The organism is Acidovorax sp. DMC1, assembly GCF_056314325.1.
This window is the reverse complement of sequence record NZ_JBQUYO010000008.1, coordinates 147,531-162,394: the sequence shown is the minus strand read 5'-3', so window position 1 is coordinate 162,394 and position 14,864 is coordinate 147,531. Positions and strand designations below refer to the sequence as shown.

16 protein-coding genes are annotated in these 14,864 nt (G+C 67.7%); 1 reads left to right on the top strand and 15 read right to left on the bottom strand.

Annotation, left to right across the window (positions count from 1 at the left end; translation table 11 throughout):
- Nucleotides 1-34: 34 nt before the first annotated feature.
- The 4 genes from ACT531_RS17030 to ACT531_RS17015 all read right to left on the bottom strand — a co-directional run bounded on the left by ACT531_RS17030 (nucleotide 35) and on the right by ACT531_RS17015 (nucleotide 3,178).
- The gene (locus ACT531_RS17030; RefSeq protein WP_056065517.1) at nucleotides 35-1,087 is read right to left on the bottom strand and encodes a zinc ribbon domain-containing protein; all 1,053 of its coding nucleotides are present in this window, start codon (nucleotides 1,085-1,087) and stop codon (nucleotides 35-37) included.
- 118 nt (nucleotides 1,088-1,205) lie between these two features.
- Nucleotides 1,206-2,000, bottom strand: coding sequence for a DUF2145 domain-containing protein (locus tag ACT531_RS17025; protein WP_476018250.1), 795 nt, complete (start codon nucleotides 1,998-2,000; stop codon nucleotides 1,206-1,208).
- 71 nt (nucleotides 2,001-2,071) lie between these two features.
- Nucleotides 2,072-2,557, bottom strand: a complete 486-nt coding sequence (locus tag ACT531_RS17020; protein WP_476018181.1) for a hypothetical protein — start codon at nucleotides 2,555-2,557, stop codon at nucleotides 2,072-2,074.
- 132 nt (nucleotides 2,558-2,689) lie between these two features.
- Entirely contained in the window at nucleotides 2,690-3,178 is a 489-nt protein-coding gene (locus tag ACT531_RS17015; protein ID WP_476018180.1) for a YiaA/YiaB family inner membrane protein, read from the bottom strand.
- A 293-nt stretch (nucleotides 3,179-3,471) separates the two neighbouring features.
- Between ACT531_RS17015 and ACT531_RS17010 the strand changes: the two genes are divergently transcribed.
- On the top strand, nucleotides 3,472-4,653 hold the full coding sequence (locus tag ACT531_RS17010) for a saccharopine dehydrogenase family protein (protein ID WP_476018179.1): 1,182 nt from the start codon (nucleotides 3,472-3,474) through the stop codon (nucleotides 4,651-4,653).
- 133 nt (nucleotides 4,654-4,786) lie between these two features.
- Here the strand turns inward: ACT531_RS17010 and ACT531_RS17005 are convergent, their stop codons facing one another.
- The 11 genes from ACT531_RS17005 to ACT531_RS16955 form a co-directional block, all read right to left on the bottom strand.
- Nucleotides 4,787-5,767, bottom strand: a complete 981-nt coding sequence (locus ACT531_RS17005) for an NAD-dependent epimerase/dehydratase family protein (RefSeq protein ID WP_476018178.1) — start codon at nucleotides 5,765-5,767, stop codon at nucleotides 4,787-4,789.
- The gene (locus tag ACT531_RS17000) at nucleotides 5,767-6,762 is read right to left on the bottom strand and encodes a fumarylacetoacetate hydrolase family protein (RefSeq protein WP_476018177.1); all 996 of its coding nucleotides are present in this window, start codon (nucleotides 6,760-6,762) and stop codon (nucleotides 5,767-5,769) included. The genes ACT531_RS17005 and ACT531_RS17000 overlap by 1 nt, the downstream gene beginning before the upstream one ends.
- 11 nt (nucleotides 6,763-6,773) lie before the next feature.
- Complete coding sequence (locus ACT531_RS16995) at nucleotides 6,774-7,763, bottom strand: tripartite tricarboxylate transporter substrate binding protein (protein ID WP_476018176.1); 990 nt, start codon at nucleotides 7,761-7,763, stop codon at nucleotides 6,774-6,776.
- A 91-nt stretch (nucleotides 7,764-7,854) separates the two neighbouring features.
- Nucleotides 7,855-8,826 carry a Bug family tripartite tricarboxylate transporter substrate binding protein gene (locus ACT531_RS16990; RefSeq protein ID WP_476018175.1) on the bottom strand — a complete coding sequence of 324 codons (972 nt, stop codon included), beginning with the start codon at nucleotides 8,824-8,826 and terminating at the stop codon, nucleotides 7,855-7,857.
- On the bottom strand, nucleotides 8,823-9,404 hold the full coding sequence (locus ACT531_RS16985; protein ID WP_476018174.1) for a cupin domain-containing protein: 582 nt from the start codon (nucleotides 9,402-9,404) through the stop codon (nucleotides 8,823-8,825). Before ACT531_RS16985 ends, ACT531_RS16990 begins: the two co-directional genes overlap by 4 nt.
- Nucleotides 9,405-9,415: 11 nt before the next feature.
- Nucleotides 9,416-10,213, bottom strand: a complete 798-nt coding sequence (locus tag ACT531_RS16980) for a cyclase family protein (RefSeq protein ID WP_476018173.1) — start codon at nucleotides 10,211-10,213, stop codon at nucleotides 9,416-9,418.
- A gap of 17 nt (nucleotides 10,214-10,230) precedes the next feature.
- Entirely contained in the window at nucleotides 10,231-11,247 is a 1,017-nt protein-coding gene (locus tag ACT531_RS16975) for a tripartite tricarboxylate transporter substrate binding protein (protein ID WP_476018172.1), read from the bottom strand.
- A complete protein-coding gene (locus ACT531_RS16970; RefSeq protein WP_476018171.1) occupies nucleotides 11,244-12,404 on the bottom strand; it encodes an MFS transporter in 1,161 nt (386 codons plus the stop codon). The genes ACT531_RS16975 and ACT531_RS16970 overlap by 4 nt, the downstream gene beginning before the upstream one ends.
- 12 nt (nucleotides 12,405-12,416) lie before the next feature.
- A complete protein-coding gene (locus ACT531_RS16965) occupies nucleotides 12,417-13,550 on the bottom strand; it encodes an FAD-dependent oxidoreductase (protein WP_476018170.1) in 1,134 nt (377 codons plus the stop codon).
- Between the two features lie 12 nt (nucleotides 13,551-13,562).
- Nucleotides 13,563-13,901, bottom strand: a complete 339-nt coding sequence (locus ACT531_RS16960; RefSeq protein WP_476018169.1) for a Rieske (2Fe-2S) protein — start codon at nucleotides 13,899-13,901, stop codon at nucleotides 13,563-13,565.
- Nucleotides 13,902-13,910: 9 nt separating this feature from the next.
- Nucleotides 13,911-14,852, bottom strand: coding sequence for a VOC family protein (locus tag ACT531_RS16955; protein ID WP_476018168.1), 942 nt, complete (start codon nucleotides 14,850-14,852; stop codon nucleotides 13,911-13,913).
- Between the last annotated feature and the right edge of the window lie 12 nt (nucleotides 14,853-14,864).

The following is a 14,864-nucleotide window of genomic DNA, read 5'->3' as shown; positions in this document are numbered from 1 at the left end:
GCCAAGCCCCGCATTGGCCGCACCGCGGCCTGCCTCACTCCTGCGCCAGCTTCACACCCGCCCCGGTGCCGCAGGCGTGGCAAAACCGTGCAAACGCGCTCTTGCGGGTGTTGCAGTGGCCGCAGTGGTCGAACAGGCCGATGCCGCAGTGCGGGCAAAAGTCGATCTTCTCGTTCTTCAGGTCCACGGGCCGCTCGCAGCCGGGGCACACGCTCTTGGCCAGGCGGGCCAGGGCCACGTCATAGCTCAGCTCCTTGCGGCGCTCCTGGTCGGGCAGGGCCTCGGCCAGCTTCTGGCGCTCCAGGTAGCGGTTGAGCGCCTGGATGGCGTAGCGCCCCACCACGGCCGTCACGGCAATGCCCACCACGTAGCGCACGTAGCCGCCGTAGCTGGGCAGGTAGGGCACCAGCTCCACAAAGAAGGCAAACAGCGCAAAGAAGATGAAGCCCCACACAAACGGCCAGTAGGTGCTCTTGCGCTTCTTGACGAACAGCCAGCCGGCGGCGGCCAGCAGCGGCAGCGTGAGGGCCAGGCGGTACAGGAACACGCGCAGCTCGACCTTGCGGCGCTCGGCCGCGAGCTTCACATAGCCGTCAGACTCCATCTGGTTGAGCTGCTCCTGCCGGGCGGCTGCCGCCTGCCGGGCATCGAGTGCGGCCTGCTGCTGCGTCTCCACCGCCTGCTGGGCCTTGCGCTCCACCAGCTTGAGGGCATCGAGCGCCTGGGTGCGCGCGATCACCTCGGGGTCCTGGTCGGCGCGCTGCGTGGCGCTGCGCGTGGACAGCCAGTTGTTGAAGCTCTCCCGCTCAGCCTGCACCTCGCTGCGCACCTTGCTGCGCTGCAGCTGGGCCTGCTCCAGCGCGGTCTGCGCGTCCTGCTCGGCCTGGCGCGCCGTTTTGACCTCGGCGCGCAGCTTGTCGGCAGCGGCCTTGTCCAGAAAGTCGTCCACCCGCAGCGGGGTCTCGACCTTGGGCAGATCGCCCACGATGGTGCCGCCCAGCCCGATGAGGAAGCTGGCAAACACCAGCGCTACCAGCCACAGGCCACGACGGAACCATTTTTCGGACAGTCTCAGGGACTTGCTCATGTTCTTCTCCTCGGTGGCGCTGTGCGCCGGGTTGGGTGCGCGCGGTAGCGCACCGGCAAATGCTCTTCTTTTTATAGCTGCTAGCGCATATATTGATTGCGCCTGCTGGCATTTTGATTCAATTTTTGATCGCCAGCACCACCGGTGCGGCTGCCAGCTGGGTGCGCTGCATCCAGGCCAGCACCGAGTCAACGGTCACGGTCTCGATGCGGTCCGAGAACCGCTTTTCGTTCGGATGGTCGTCAAACGCAATGTTGGCCGACCCGACCCGCCCGCCCATGCGCGTGAGCGGCCCCAGCCTGAGAGTCGTGGGCTCGTAGCCCTTGAACTGCAGCCAAGCCTGCGCCTGGTCGCGCGAGCGCACGGTGGCGGGCTCCATGGCCATCGCCAGGGTCTCCAGCGCCCACTGGTTGGACTGCTGGTATTTGCGCCCCCACGCGTAGCTGACCATGCTGTAGGGCAGGTGCTGCAGCGTCTTGGTGCGGCCCTTGTCCTGCAGCACCGCCAGCAGGCGCTGCTGCACCTCGGGCGTGGGCACTGCGTACACGGCCTCGTAGCGCCACAGGTCGTCCAGAAAGAACTCGCCCAGGCCCTGGCGATACAGGTGGCCCACGGCTGTGCCACATTCGTTGAGCTTGTGCGCCACGCGCCAGGGGCCTTCGGCCGTCTTGTAGGCCCAGCCAAAGTGCGAATAGCGCAGGCCGTATTTGGAGAGGTCCTGCCCCGCACGGGCCAGGGCCACCACCTGCACGCCCGACTTGGCGTGCTCGGCATCGAGCGCGGCCAACGTCTGCTCGGCCAGCTTCATGCCGCGCTCGATCACCTGCGGCGGCACGGGCTTGCGCGATTCGCACGAGCGGCCCGCGTGGGCCGGGGTGGCTGCCAGCAGCGCGACCCCTGCGAATAACACCATGCCCACCACGGCAGGGATGCGCTGCGCGGGGTCGCGGCCAAGGTTCAGGGCTTTCACCATCGTGCTACTCCTCATAGCCGCTCGTTGTGCAACAAAGCGCGGCCAATGGCATTGGGTACGAAGGCAATGGCCTCGCCCGCCGCCGACAAGATCACGCCCGTACCGATCACGCTGCAGGTGACCACTGTGCCCACCGCGTAGGCCGAGCCCGCCACACCGCGGCCGACCACCTCCACACTGACCTGGGCGCCGTCCGAGGCGCGCTCCAGCAAATACACCGTACCCACGGCCGAGGCTTCCACCGCCCGCACCGTCAGCACCGCGCCGCCCACCGACAGCGCCGCCGGCACTGTCACCACCGCACCGGCGGCCGCCGAGGCCACCGACGCTGTGCCCACCACCGAGGCCACCGGCAACATCGACAGCGCGGCAGAAGCCTCGCTCTGCGCCCGGGCCGGTGCAGCGGCCACCAGGGCCGCACACACCACACCGGCCGCCAGCAGGGCGCGGGGCAGGCGCGCCGCAGAGCCCCACGAAGAAAACACGGCATTCATCATCATTCACTCCTCAGGGTACGGCCCGCCCACACACCCCAGGTGCGGGACAGACCGGGTCGAAAGACCAGAAAGAACCAGAAAGAAACTCGTCCAGAAGGGTGGCGGGTTGCCACCTGTGCCCACCGGGTGCGATCAGTTCGCGCTGCTGTTCTGGGCGGCAACTTGGGCCGCTTCGCGGCGGCCTTGCAGGCGGGCTTCGAGCAGGTCGGCCTCATGGCGGTCGCGCAGCATCTTGGCCAGCGTGAAGGCGGTGGTGATGAGGTACAGCCAGCTCACGCCCAGAAACGCCTTGTAGGTCACGTTGATGTCCATGCTCAGCAGGCCCCAGCCTGTCAGGCCCATGGCCACCGCAAAGCCACCCCACACCACCAGCTTCCACATGGGGGTGTCGCCACCGCCACGGCGCGAAGCGCTTTCGTTGTCCCGCACAAACTTGGCCAGCACAAACGCGGCCGAGAGGCAGAACACGTAGCCCATCACCATGAACGCCTGCTCCAGTTGCTCGCCGGGCAACCATGCCAGGCCCACGGCGCACAGAAAAACCGCGATGCCGAACGAGACCCACACCTGCAGCTGCCAGGCCTTGGTGTCACGCTGAACAACGATGGGAGAAGAAGACATTGCTGTGGTGCCCGAAGGGCGTTGGTTGAACACGGAGCGAATGGTGCCCAGACGTAACTTGCGTGTCTGCATTGAACCGTAACAGTGGCCACCGGCAGGCCAACCGGTATCGTTTTGCGATACTTTTTCTCAGAAAATGGGGAGCAAGCCGTTGTTCAGGCCCTACGCGGCCCTCGCCATGCACCTGCGCGACAGAGGCAGCAGGCAGGGCCACAGAGAATGGCGGCCTCTCCGGGCAAGGCAGCTTCTGCCTGCCCCAGGACCTTGCACTTTTGACGGACGGAGCTCCCACCATGACCAAACCTTTTGACCTCGTCGTCCACGGCGCCACCGGCTTCACCGGCCGCCTGGTGGTCGAGTACCTGCTGCAACGCTACCCCGCCGGCAGCGGCCTGCGCTGGGCCATGGGGGGCCGCAATGCCGACAAACTCGCCGCCGTGCGCGACGAAGTGGGCGCCCCGGCCGACACCCCGCTGGTCGTGACCGACACCAGCAACCCCGCCAGCCTGCAGGCGCTGATGGACGCCACGCGCCTCGTGCTGACCACGGTGGGCCCGTACCAGCTGTATGGCAACGAACTGGTGGCCGCCTGCGCAAAGGCCGGGGTGGACTATGTGGACCTGTGCGGCGAGCCCGCCTGGATGCGCCAGATGATTGACGCGCACGAAGCCGCCGCCAAAGCCAGCGGCGCGCGCATCGTGTTCTCGTGCGGGTTCGACTCCATTCCGTTCGACCTGGGCGTGTTCCTGCTGCAAAAGGAATTCCGCCACCGCTTCGGCCACCCGGCGCCCCGCGTGCGCGGCCGGGTGCGCAAGATGAAGGGCACCTTCTCCGGCGGCACGGCCGCGAGCCTCAAGGCCACCATGGCGGCCGCTGCCAGTCAGCCCGGCGTGCTGGACCTGCTGAAAAACCCCTTCTCGCTCACCCCCGGTTTTGAAGGCCCACGCCAGCCCTCGGGCAACAAGCCCATGGTGGACGAAGCATTGGGCGATGGGGTGTGGGTCGCACCTTTCGTGATGGCCGCCATCAACACGCGCAACGTACACCGCTCCAACTTCCTGCTGCAGCACGCCTACGGCACCGACTTTGTCTATGACGAAATGCTCATCACCGGCCCCGGCGAAAAGGGCGAGGCCATCGCCAATGCGGTGGCGGGCGACAAGTCGCTGGGCTCGGACAAAGGCCCCAAGCCGGGCGAAGGCCCTTCGCGCGAGGAGCGCGAGAACGGCTTTTACGACGTGCTTTTTTTGGGCACCGACGACGCAGGCCGCACCCTGCGCGTGGGCGTGAAGGGCGACCGTGACCCGGGCTACGGCTCCACCTCCAAGATGATCACCGAAGCGGCCGTGTGCCTGCTGCAGGAAGCCACGGAAACGCCTGGCGGCATCTGGACCACCGCCCCGGCGATGGGCGACCGGCTCATCGCGCGGCTGCAAGCGAATGCGGGCCTGGACTTCGCGGTGGAGACGCCTTGAACGCACCCCAGGCCGACGCCCGCATCGGCTGAGGGCGCGGCGCGTCACGGGAGCGCTGCAGCACGCGGCGCCGCCCACCAGTCCGGCGCCTGCCCCGCAGCGCGTCCCGTGGCGCGCCCTTTTTTGTCGCCCCCTACTTCACGCCCCCACCGCCCTGCAACCCGCCCAGCACGCGTGTGACCAGGGACTGCAGCGAGCCGTCGTTCTGAAAACCGGCAGCCTCCGCGCGCGGCGTGTGCAAGGCGGGCAGGCGGCCGAACAGCGTTTCGATGGGGGTCTCGGGCGCGTACCCAATCCACTCGGCCGGATCGGCATCCACCGCGCGGGCAATTGCCTGCACGACCTCCTCCACCGACGCGCGCAGCACCGGGGGTTGCCAGCACCGTTCGGCCGGCATGCCCTCTGTGGGCAAGCGTGCGGCATGCACCAGGTTGTCCAGGCAGCACTCCAGCGACATCCACCACGCCGTGGCCCGCGCCGACACGGGGCAGGTGTACGCCTGCCGTGCCCGCAGGGCATGGAAGATCTGGCTCATGAATGCGGAGCCATGGCCCGTTTCTGCCGGGGGCCGCGCCACGATGCCGGGCAGCCGCAGGCTGCGGCCATCGATGTCGCCGCGCCGGGCGTAGTCGGCCAGCAGCAGCTCCACCATCCACTTGTGCACCCCGTAGCTGAGCGTGGGCTGCGGCCACTGGCCCTCATCGACCGCCTGAGCGCCCAGCGCGCCATACACCGCCACCGAGCTGGCAAACACCAGCCGCGGGACGGGCGCCCGGCCTGCGCGCACCGGGCGCGCAAGCCCTTCGCACAGGGCCACGGTATCCAGCAAATTCGCCTGCACGCCCAGCGCCGGCTCACGCTCGGCCAGCGATCCCGGGACACTGGCCAGGTGGAATACGCAGTCGGGCGGATGGTCTTTCAGAGCGTCGAACAATGCGCAGTCGGCAAAGCTACCGATGTGCCAATGTACGCCCGGTGCGCAAGGCGCAACAGGCCCGACGCGGTCCACCAGCGTCAGGCGCAAGGGCGTGCCGGGCACGAGCGGGGCGGACTGCAAGCGCTCGGCCAGGGCGGCACCAATGAACCCGCCAGCGCCGGTGACGACCACATGCATCAACGTGCCCCCGTGCCTGCAGCCACCACACGCTGGTGCACCACACCAAAAGGCCCCTCACGCCCATCGGGCCAGCGCGCCTGCATACGCACGGTATCGCCGTAGCGGATGAAGGGCGTCTTGGCGGTGCCCTCGTCCAGGATTTCGATCACACGCCGCTCGGCCAGGCAGGCAGAGCCCGCATCGCGCGCCTGGTTGGACACGGTGCCCGAGCCGATGATGGTGCCTGCCGTGAGCCGCCGTGTGCGGGCCGCGTGGGCAATGAGCTGACCAAAGCTGAAATTCATTTCGCCGCCATGGGGGTGACCAAACCACTGGCCGTTGGACTCCACATGCAGCCGCAGATGCACCCGCCCACCCTGCCAAGCATCGCCCAGTTCGTCGGGGGTAACTGCCAGCGGCGCAAAGCTGGTGGAAGGCTTGGCCTGCAAGAAGCCAAAGCCCGTCTTCATCTCGTGCGGGCCCAGCGCGCGCAGGCTCCAGTCGTTGATCTGCACCACCAGGCGCACGCTGTGGATTGCCCCTTCAGGCGTCACGCCCATGGGCACCGGTCCACAGACGACGCCGAACTCGCCTTCAAAATCGATGCCGTCGGCCTCGCTGGGCATCGGAACGTCGTCGTGCGGGCCCAGAAAGTCGTCGCTCGCGCCCTGGTACATGACCGGGATGGTGTCGAAGTGCGGAATGGGAGGGGTGTTGAACGCGCGCTCCATCAAGCGGCCATGGTTGAGGAAGGCTGATGCATCCAGCCACTGCGGGCTGCGCGGCAAAGGGGCGCTGCAGGCCACAGGGTCGAACGCCAAGACACCGGCCGCCGTGCCTGCCTCCAGCGCTGCAGCGCGCTCGCGCAAGGCGGGCTCAACAACCTCCCAGTTCTGCAAGGCTGCCAGCAAGTTGGTTGCTATCGGGGCGGCATCGACGGCCTGCAAGCCGGTGGAAGAAACCAGTACCAGGCGGCCGTCCAGGCTGCCATCTTTCAACGTTGCAAATCGCATCGCCAGTCCTATCAAGAAGAAGGGGTTTCCAGTCGCAGCCCCGCCGCCCGGATCACGCGGGCATAGCGGTCGGTCTCTGCCGTCAGAAATGCGCCGAACTCGCGCGCACTCTGGGTGGGGGCATCGGCACTGCCCAGCAGGGCCAGCTTTTCGCGCAGCTCGGGCTGGGCCAGGATGCGAACGCATTCGGCGTTGAGCCGCGCGATCGCCTCGGCGGGCAGGGCAGCAGGCGCCAGCAGGCCAAACCAGCCGGTGACCTGAAAGCCTGCCAGGCCCGGTGTTTCGGTCACCGTGGGCAGATCGGCGGGCAAGGCGGGCGAGCGCTGTGCGCCCGTCTGGGCCAGCAGGCGAATGCGCCCATCCTTGACCATCGGGGCCACAGACAGGGCGCTGTTGAACATGAGGTTGACCTGCCCGGCCGCCAGATCATTGAGGGCGGGCGCCGCGCCTTTGTAGGGGACATGCAGCAACTGCACACCGGCCTGCTGCGCCAGCATCTCGCCCGCCAGGTGCAGCACATTGCCAACCCCGGCCGATGCGTAGCTGACCTGCCCGGGCTTGCGCCGGGCCAGATCCATCAGATCGGGCAGACTGCGCACCGGCAGAGCTGCTGGCACCGCAATCACCATGGGTCCGGGGCTGGCCACCAGGGCTACGGGGGCAAAGTCGCGCTGGCTGTCATACGGCAGCCGGGGGTAGAGGCTGGCGTTGATGGCGTGAGCGGCGCTGACCCACAGCAGCGAATGCCCGTCGGTGCTACGGCCCACGGCCTCCGAGGCAATGATGCCGTTGGCACCCGCGCGCGACTCCACCACCACCGGGCTGCCCAGGGCCTGGCCCAGCTTGTCGGCCAGCAGGCGAGCCACCAGGTCGGAGCTGCCTCCGGCCGCGAAGGGCAGCACGATGCGCAGCGGCCGCGTGGGCCAGGTGGCGGCCCAGGTGCTCATGGGCAGTGCCAAGGCACTGGCCACCAGGGTTCTTCGGTTCAGGATGCCGTGCATGGTGTCAACTCCCATCGCTGATGGTGGTGCCGCCATCCACCACCAGGTTGTGTCCGGTCACAACAGCCCCGGTGGGGCTGGCCAAAGAGACTCATTCGACCTTGATCCCCGCTTGGCGAATGGCCAAGCCCCACCGCTGCGATTCGCTCTGGATGAACTCGCCGAATGCAGCGGGCGCCAGCGGCGCAGGCTCCAGGCCCAGCGGGCGGTAGCGGCCCAGCACCTCGGGGGACTCCAGCGCGGCCACCACCGCCTTGTGCAGCAATTCGACCACCGGCGCAGGCGTGCCCGCGCGCACCATCACACCGTTCCAGCCCGGGATGTCGAGGTCCGCATGCCCGGCTTCGGTCAGCGTGGGCACCTGGGGCAGCACCTGCAAGCGCTGCTCGCTGCCCACGCTGACCAGCGCGCGCAGCTTGCCTTCGCGCACCAGCGGCAGGCTGGATGCCACCACATCGCACATGAAGTCCAGGCGCCCGGCCATCAGGTCCTGCAGCGCGGGCGATGCGCCCTGGTAGGGCACATGGGTCATGCGCGAACGCGTCTTGATGCGCAGCTGCTCGGTCCACACGTGGGGCTGGCTGCCCTGCCCGTATGAGCCATAGTTGAGCCCATCACCCGCAGCCGCCACGCGCAGCAGGTCGGCCAGTGTCTGGAACGGACTGCCCGCAGGCACAACCACGACCAGCGGCGACTTGAACAAGCGCGTCAGCGGCGCAAAGTCCTTGAGGGGGCTGAAGCTCAGCTTGGCGTACAGCGCCGGGTACATGGCCAGCGGGCCGATGTCGGCATACAGCAAGGTGTGGCCATCGGCAGGCTGCTGCTTGACGTATTGGGCCGCCAGTTGCGCGGCGCCGCCGGGCTTGTTTTCCACCACCACGGCTTGCTGCATGCGCTCGCCCAGCTTCTGCACCATCAGGCGCGACATCGCGTCGCCAAAGCCCCCGGCCGGGTAAGGCACCACCCAGCTCAACGGTCGCGCGGGATACGGGGCCTGCGCCCAAGCCCAAGGGGCCACCGCTGCGGACACTGCAGCGCCCAGCCATTGACGGCGCGTGCTCATGAATGCTCCTTGGCAGGTGCGGCCACCGACGCATCAAAGCGCCCGTCCACCAGCACAAACAGCATGCGACATGGCGCGCCCGAACGGTTGGCCCAGGCGTGGTTGGTGCCACGCTGCACCACCACGCTGCCAGGGCGTAGCTGCACTTCGCCTTCGTCCAGCACCAGCGTCAGCTCACCTTCGATCACCACGCCGTAGTCCACCGATTCGGTGCGGTGCATCAGCGGGTGGGGGGAATCGGCCTGCACCGTGGAGGCCGCCGCATCGCCAATCTGGCTGAAGGCGTCGTGCATGTGCTCGGCACCCCGCGCGAGGAACTCTGGCGTATCGGGCGGAATGTCCACGAACCGGATGCGTGTGCCGCTCTGCGGGGGCGGCAGCACGAGGGGCCCAAGCGTCGGGTCCGGGCCGTTGTCCACGACAGCGGGCGACTGTGCGGTGCTCCAGACCTCATGGAACACCGTACCGGGAATGGCCGCAATCTCGACCACGGTGGGCAGCGGCCCCTCGCTGGAGACCACGGCACGGCCTTGGGCGTTGTGGCCAGTGACCACGCGGTGGATGGATGGAAAACCCATGAACGGACTCCTCAGTCTTCAAAAATGGCGACCGCGCGCGTCCAGCCTGCCGAGGCGCCGCGGATCTTGTGCGGAAAGCAGCTGATGGTGAAACCCGTGGGCGGCAGCGCCTCCAGGTTGTGCAGTTTTTCCAGGTGGCAGTAGCCAATGTCGCGGCCCGCCTTGTGGCCCTCCCAGATCAGGGCCTTGTTGCCCGTTTCGGCCACGCGCTGGGCGGTGTACGAAAACGGCGCATCCCAACTCCAAGCGTCGGTGCCCGTGAGGCGCACACCGCGCTCCAGCAGGTACATGGTGGCCTCGTAGCCCATGCCACACCCGGCGCCCAGGTAGTCCTTGTGCCCATAGCGCGAACCTGCGCGGGTGTTGACCACCACGATGTCGAGCGGCTGCAGCGTGTGGCCGATGCGGGCCAGCTCGGCCTCCACATCGGCGGCGGTGGCGACATAGCCATCGGGCAGGTGGCGAAAGTCCAGCTTCACACCCGGCTGAAAGCACCATTCCAGCGGCACCTCGTCAATGGTGATGGAGGGGCGGGCACCGCCATTCTTAGCATCCTGCGTGGAGTGGAAATGCCACGGCGCATCCAGGTGGGTGCCGTTGTGTGTGGTCAGCGTGACCCATTCGGCGGCCGCTGCTTCGCCGTCGGGGTAGTCCTCGGGCTGGGTGCCCGGGATCATGGCCATGAATTCGGGCAGCGTGTCGGCGTGCTTCTGGTAGGTGATCTTGGGCGCCAGGGGCGGTGGATCGGAGAGGACATCGTTTTCCAGGTAGATGGAAAGGTCCACAAAGCGGCGTTGGGGTTTGGTCATGGCAGTGGGTGCACAGCTCACTCGGGCACCACACCCACGGTGCGGGCGAGGGCCTGGTGGATCTGGATTTCGGATTGGTAGAACTGGTCCAGGGCGGGCAGCGACAGCGGCTCCTGGGGCTCGGTGCCATTGGCACGCAGAAAGCTCTGGACCTCGGCGTCGCGCAGGGCCACACCGAAGGCCTGGTGCAGGCGATGCACCGCCGCATCGGGGGTATGGCGCGCCACCAGCAGCGCACCCCAGGCGGTGTATTCAAAGCCTTTGAGCGCCGCAGACTGCTGGCTCAAGGGGGCAACGTGCGGCAGCAGCACAGGCGCTTTGGCGGCGGTGCTGCTGAAGGCGCGCAGCTTGCCAGCCTCCAGCATATTCAGCGCGGCGCCGCCCAGCGGCACAAAGGACAGATCGATCTGATTGCCCATGAGGTCTTGCACGACCGGCGGCACGCCCCGGTATGGCACATGCACCAGCGGCACGCCACACAGGCGAGCCCACTGCGTCCCCATCAGGTGAATCATCGAGCCTTGCCCGATGTGCCCAAAGGTCAGCGGCTTGCCAGCGGCCGCCGCTTGCCGCGCCATGTCCAGCAGCTGCGCATGGGTGGTGGCGGGCATGTCAGCCCGGCCTGCCAGCACGTAGCTGGTTCGCCCCAGCGTGCCGATGGCGCGCATCTGCTCGGGCTTGTAGCGCGCGCTGGCCAGTGCCAAGGGGGTGAGGATAGGCTCGGTCTGCGACGCCACGACCAGCGTTGCACCATCGGCAGGCGCGCTGAGCATGCGCTGCACACCGATGGAGCCCCCAGCGCCCGGCAGGTTCTCGATGACGATGGTCTGGCCCAGTTCCCGCTGCATCACCGTCTGGAGCTTGCGGGCGAACACATCGCTGGGGTTGCCCGCAGGTTGGGGCACGATGAAGGTGATGTGCCGCCCAGACTGCGCTCGGGCCCACGGCGCCGCCATGCCCGCTGCAGCCGCTACCAGGCAGGCCCGGCGGCTGAGCCCGGGCTGTGGCTGCAAGGGGGAAACTAGGCGGCTCATGCCATGCCTTTCGCTGTGGCTGCAATACCCGGAGCACGGTAAATGCGTGCGAATGCGTAGACCGCCACTGCGTCAATCACCAAAGCCGCCACACCCAGACTGCCATAGCCCCAGGCCTTGACCAGGGTACCCCCAAGGATGGGCCCAATGGCCGCACCGAACATGAGCATGGCAGGAGTCGCGGCCAGGGCACGGCCACTGGGGTCCAGCCGCGCCAGCACGCCAAAGGCAAAAGTGTGCGTGAAGATCATCACGGCCGCAAACACGGCGGCAGCCGCCGCATAGGGCGCGAACACGGGCGAGTTCATGATCACCACCACCATGAAAGCCTGCAGCGCAGGTCCCGCCAGCAGCACGTTGCGGGCTGCCCAGCGCTTTTCCAGCACCGCCGCCAGGGCCGCAGGGAAGAGGTTGACCACCCCCAGGGCAATGAGCACCCCGGTGACCGCCTGCATGCCATAACCACGGTCGCTGCCCACGCGCTCCAGAAAGCTGAAGGTCATGGACTGCACCAATCCCAGGGCCGCGATGCCTGCCACACCCCACCAGACGGCGGCAGGCAAGGGCGTGACAGGTGTCCGAGAAAGCGCCGCACCGCCCGCCATGTCAGGCGCAGGAAACGCCACTGCCGCAACCACCGCCCCCACGGCCATGACACCGGCAAATACATGGAACAGCGCCAGCCCGCCCTGCTGCGCCACCAGCACTGGCGTGCCGCCTAGGAACACGATGGCAAATACGCCCAGTGCCATGCCCACCAGCGCGAACAGGCCGTGGGGGTTCTGGCTGCGGGCAATGGTGCCGTGCGTCACGCTCAGGGCCGCGCCCGCCGCCACCCCGGCAACGCCGTGCAACAGTGCCAGCAAGGCAAACTGTTGCGTGGTGGAGGCTGCGGCAAAGGCCACGGCAGCGCAGGCAAACCCTGCGGTAGCCACGCTGCGCCCGCGCAGCAGCTGGAAGAACGGCGCTAGCACCAGGCTGGCCGCAACCGCCCCGGCCAGAAACAACGTGGCCAGCAGGCCCGCCTGCTGCGGGTCGAAGCGGTACACCGAGATCAGCGTGCCCACCCACACCGGCAACGCGACCAGATCGACCATGCCCGCGCAATGGCCCACCATCAGGGCCACACGGCCCCGCAGCGAATTGGTTGTGATCATGGCGACCTCGCTTCAGATGGGCTGGGCCAACGCCATGAGGGACTCCCGCATGATGCGCGAGTGCTCTTCCTTGTCGCCGCCGTCGATCTCGATCTCGCCCAGGCGCGCCGAGTTCTCCACCACCATGCGGCAGCGCTCCCAGCGGCGGCTTTCAAAGGCCGCCAACGCAGCCGGCACGTCGCCCGCTGACTGCGCCAGTTCATCGGCCAGCACCAGCGCATCCTCGATGCCGATGCAGGCGCCCGATGCCAGGTGGGGCGTGGTGGCGTGCACCGTGTCGCCGATCAGCACCACACGGCCACGCGACCAGGGGCGGGGCATGAGCAAGCCTTCCAGGGGCCGGTACACGATCTGCGAATCCGGGCCAATCTGGCTGCGGATGGCCTGCAACGTGGGGGCAGTAAAGCCCTCCAGCAGCGCACGCAAGGTGTCCACAAACGTTGCTGGATCGACATGGTCGTTGGTGGGTCGCGGCTCGGTGACGAAGAGGTACATCTCTGTCTTGGAGACCGGGTTCACGCCGGGCTTGATCTTCGGACCGAGCCACATCGTGGCCGTCTCGATCTCTGGCGGCCGGGGCAGCACGGCGCGCCACACCGCTTGGCCGCTGTAGCGCGGCCGAGCGGCGCTTTCAAACACGGCTTCGCGCACCTTGGAGTAGAGCCCGTCCGCGCCGATCACCAGGTCATAGAGCTGGCGCTGACCGTCGGTGAAAGTCACCTGCACCCCGTCGGCCTGCTGGTCGATGGCAGAGAAGGTGCAGCCCAGACGGACATTGGCGCCCGCTGCGCGGGTGGCCTCGGCGAGGATGCGGGCCAGCACCGGGCGCAGGATGGCGCCGCCGCCCGGCACATCGTCGCCCGCAATGCGGGGCGTGGGCAGCGTGGCCACCAGGGGGCCATGGGGCAGGTGCAGGTTGACGCCGTCCGAGGCGTTGCCCTGGGCCAGAAAGGCCTCCAGAACGCCCAGGCGCCGCAGCGCCCGCAGCGTAGCGCCGCCCAGGCTGATGCCGGCGCCATAGCTGCGCCAGCCGGGGTCGATCTCGACCAGGTCTACCTGGGCGCCTTGCTTGCGCAGCTCAATGGCCGCAGCCATGCCGGAAAATCCGCCGCCGATGACCAGGATGCGTTGGGAAGAAAGGCTCATGGGTTTGTCTCCTTATTCATTTTTTGGATTCGCCAGATGAACGTCGCCATTGGCTTGCAGGACCAGGGGTACGGGGGTGAGCGCATCGCCCAGGCACGGCCCCAGGGTGCACTCCCCGGTGGCGATGTCAAACAGTGCGCCATGGGCCGCACAGACGATGCGGTCACCGGCCGCGTTCAGATACCGGTCCTTGCGCCATGCCATCGGGACGCCATCGTGGGGGCAGACGTTGGCATAGGCATGCAAACGCAGGCCCTGCCGCACGACGATGACCGTGTCCTGGCCGTGGCCTGCGGGGTCAAAGCCCCGCGATGCACCGTCGGGCAGGTCGCTCCAGTGGCACAGCTTCATGGTGCCAGCTCAATGGTGCGCCTGCGCTGGCGGCGGGCCCGAGGGCGCCCACTTCTCGCGGTGCTGAAACAGGAACAGCTGCGAGGCATCGGCGCTCATCGGCACCTCCCGCGGCGCCCAGGTGTTGTCGTGCTGGTCCATGTCTGCGTCGTATTCGACATGGCAGCCCAGGGGCGAGTTGAAGTACCAGAACCAGTTGCTGCCGAACCGGTGGCGCCCGGGGCCCCAGAAGCTCTGGTAGCCCTTCTCCACAAAGCGGGTGCCGGCCAGCAGCAACTCGGTGGGGCCGCCCATGTGGAAGGTGAAGTGCTCGCAACCTTTCATGAACGGGGGCGTCTGGATCATGAACAGCGTGTGGTGGTCTTGCGTGCCAGCAGGGCGCAGGAAGGGGCCGACACCTGTGAACCGGTCTGTGCAGACAAAACCCAGGCGGGCATAAAACGCCTCAGCCTTGGCCGCGTCCGGAACGAAGTACACGACATGCGACAGCGAGCGGGGTCGCGCCACCAGGTCTGGCGGCAGACCCAGCGCGTTGGGAGCCCGCTGCGGCGCGGCCCCGGGGGCGTTGACGGATTCGGCAGGCAACGACAGAGGCTTGCGCACGGTGACCTGGAACGCGAGGGCAAAGCCCAGGTCGTCCGTGGTGCGCAGCACGTCGCCCTGGCGCACCACCACGCGGTCGCGGGTCAGTTCGGCCTCGATGGCATCGAGCGTGGCCGCGTCGGCTACGCCGTAGACGGTTTCGCGCAGCAGGCTGGCTGTGCCCAGCGAAGGCGGCAACGCCGGGTCGTCCTGAGCGCGTATCTCCACGGCTGTCCCGTCCAGTGCCTCGAAGCGCCCGCCCTGTGCCGTCACCCCGACCGGGGTCAGCCCGTAGTCCACCAGGTACTGCGCGCAGGCGGCGATATCGTCCACGCCAAAAACCAGCGCGTCGGGTCCAATGATGTTCATCTCTTGATCCTT

Bases quoted from the DNA above. Each gene is read 5' to 3' on its own strand.
- ACT531_RS16990 (WP_476018175.1), bottom strand. From the start codon at position 8,826: ATGAGCACGCGCCGTCAATGGCTGGGCGCTGCAGTGTCCGCAGCGGTG.
- ACT531_RS16995 (WP_476018176.1), bottom strand. From the start codon at position 7,763: ATGCACGGCATCCTGAACCGAAGAACCCTGGTGGCCAGTGCCTTGGCA.
- ACT531_RS16975 (WP_476018172.1), bottom strand. From the start codon at position 11,247: ATGAGCCGCCTAGTTTCCCCCTTGCAGCCACAGCCCGGGCTCAGCCGC.
- ACT531_RS17005 (WP_476018178.1), bottom strand. From the start codon at position 5,767: ATGCATGTGGTCGTCACCGGCGCTGGCGGGTTCATTGGTGCCGCCCTG.
- ACT531_RS16955 (WP_476018168.1), bottom strand. From the start codon at position 14,852: ATGAACATCATTGGACCCGACGCGCTGGTTTTTGGCGTGGACGATATC.
- ACT531_RS16960 (WP_476018169.1), bottom strand. From the start codon at position 13,901: ATGAAGCTGTGCCACTGGAGCGACCTGCCCGACGGTGCATCGCGGGGC.
- ACT531_RS16980 (WP_476018173.1), bottom strand. From the start codon at position 10,213: ATGACCAAACCCCAACGCCGCTTTGTGGACCTTTCCATCTACCTGGAA.
- ACT531_RS17030 (WP_056065517.1), bottom strand. From the start codon at position 1,087: ATGAGCAAGTCCCTGAGACTGTCCGAAAAATGGTTCCGTCGTGGCCTG.
- ACT531_RS17000 (WP_476018177.1), bottom strand. From the start codon at position 6,762: ATGCGATTTGCAACGTTGAAAGATGGCAGCCTGGACGGCCGCCTGGTA.
- ACT531_RS16970 (WP_476018171.1), bottom strand. From the start codon at position 12,404: ATGATCACAACCAATTCGCTGCGGGGCCGTGTGGCCCTGATGGTGGGC.
- ACT531_RS17015 (WP_476018180.1), bottom strand. From the start codon at position 3,178: ATGTCTTCTTCTCCCATCGTTGTTCAGCGTGACACCAAGGCCTGGCAG.
- ACT531_RS17010 (WP_476018179.1), top strand. From the start codon at position 3,472: ATGACCAAACCTTTTGACCTCGTCGTCCACGGCGCCACCGGCTTCACC.
- ACT531_RS17020 (WP_476018181.1), bottom strand. From the start codon at position 2,557: ATGATGAATGCCGTGTTTTCTTCGTGGGGCTCTGCGGCGCGCCTGCCC.
- ACT531_RS16985 (WP_476018174.1), bottom strand. From the start codon at position 9,404: ATGGGTTTTCCATCCATCCACCGCGTGGTCACTGGCCACAACGCCCAA.
- ACT531_RS16965 (WP_476018170.1), bottom strand. From the start codon at position 13,550: ATGAGCCTTTCTTCCCAACGCATCCTGGTCATCGGCGGCGGATTTTCC.
- ACT531_RS17025 (WP_476018250.1), bottom strand. From the start codon at position 2,000: ATGGTGTTATTCGCAGGGGTCGCGCTGCTGGCAGCCACCCCGGCCCAC.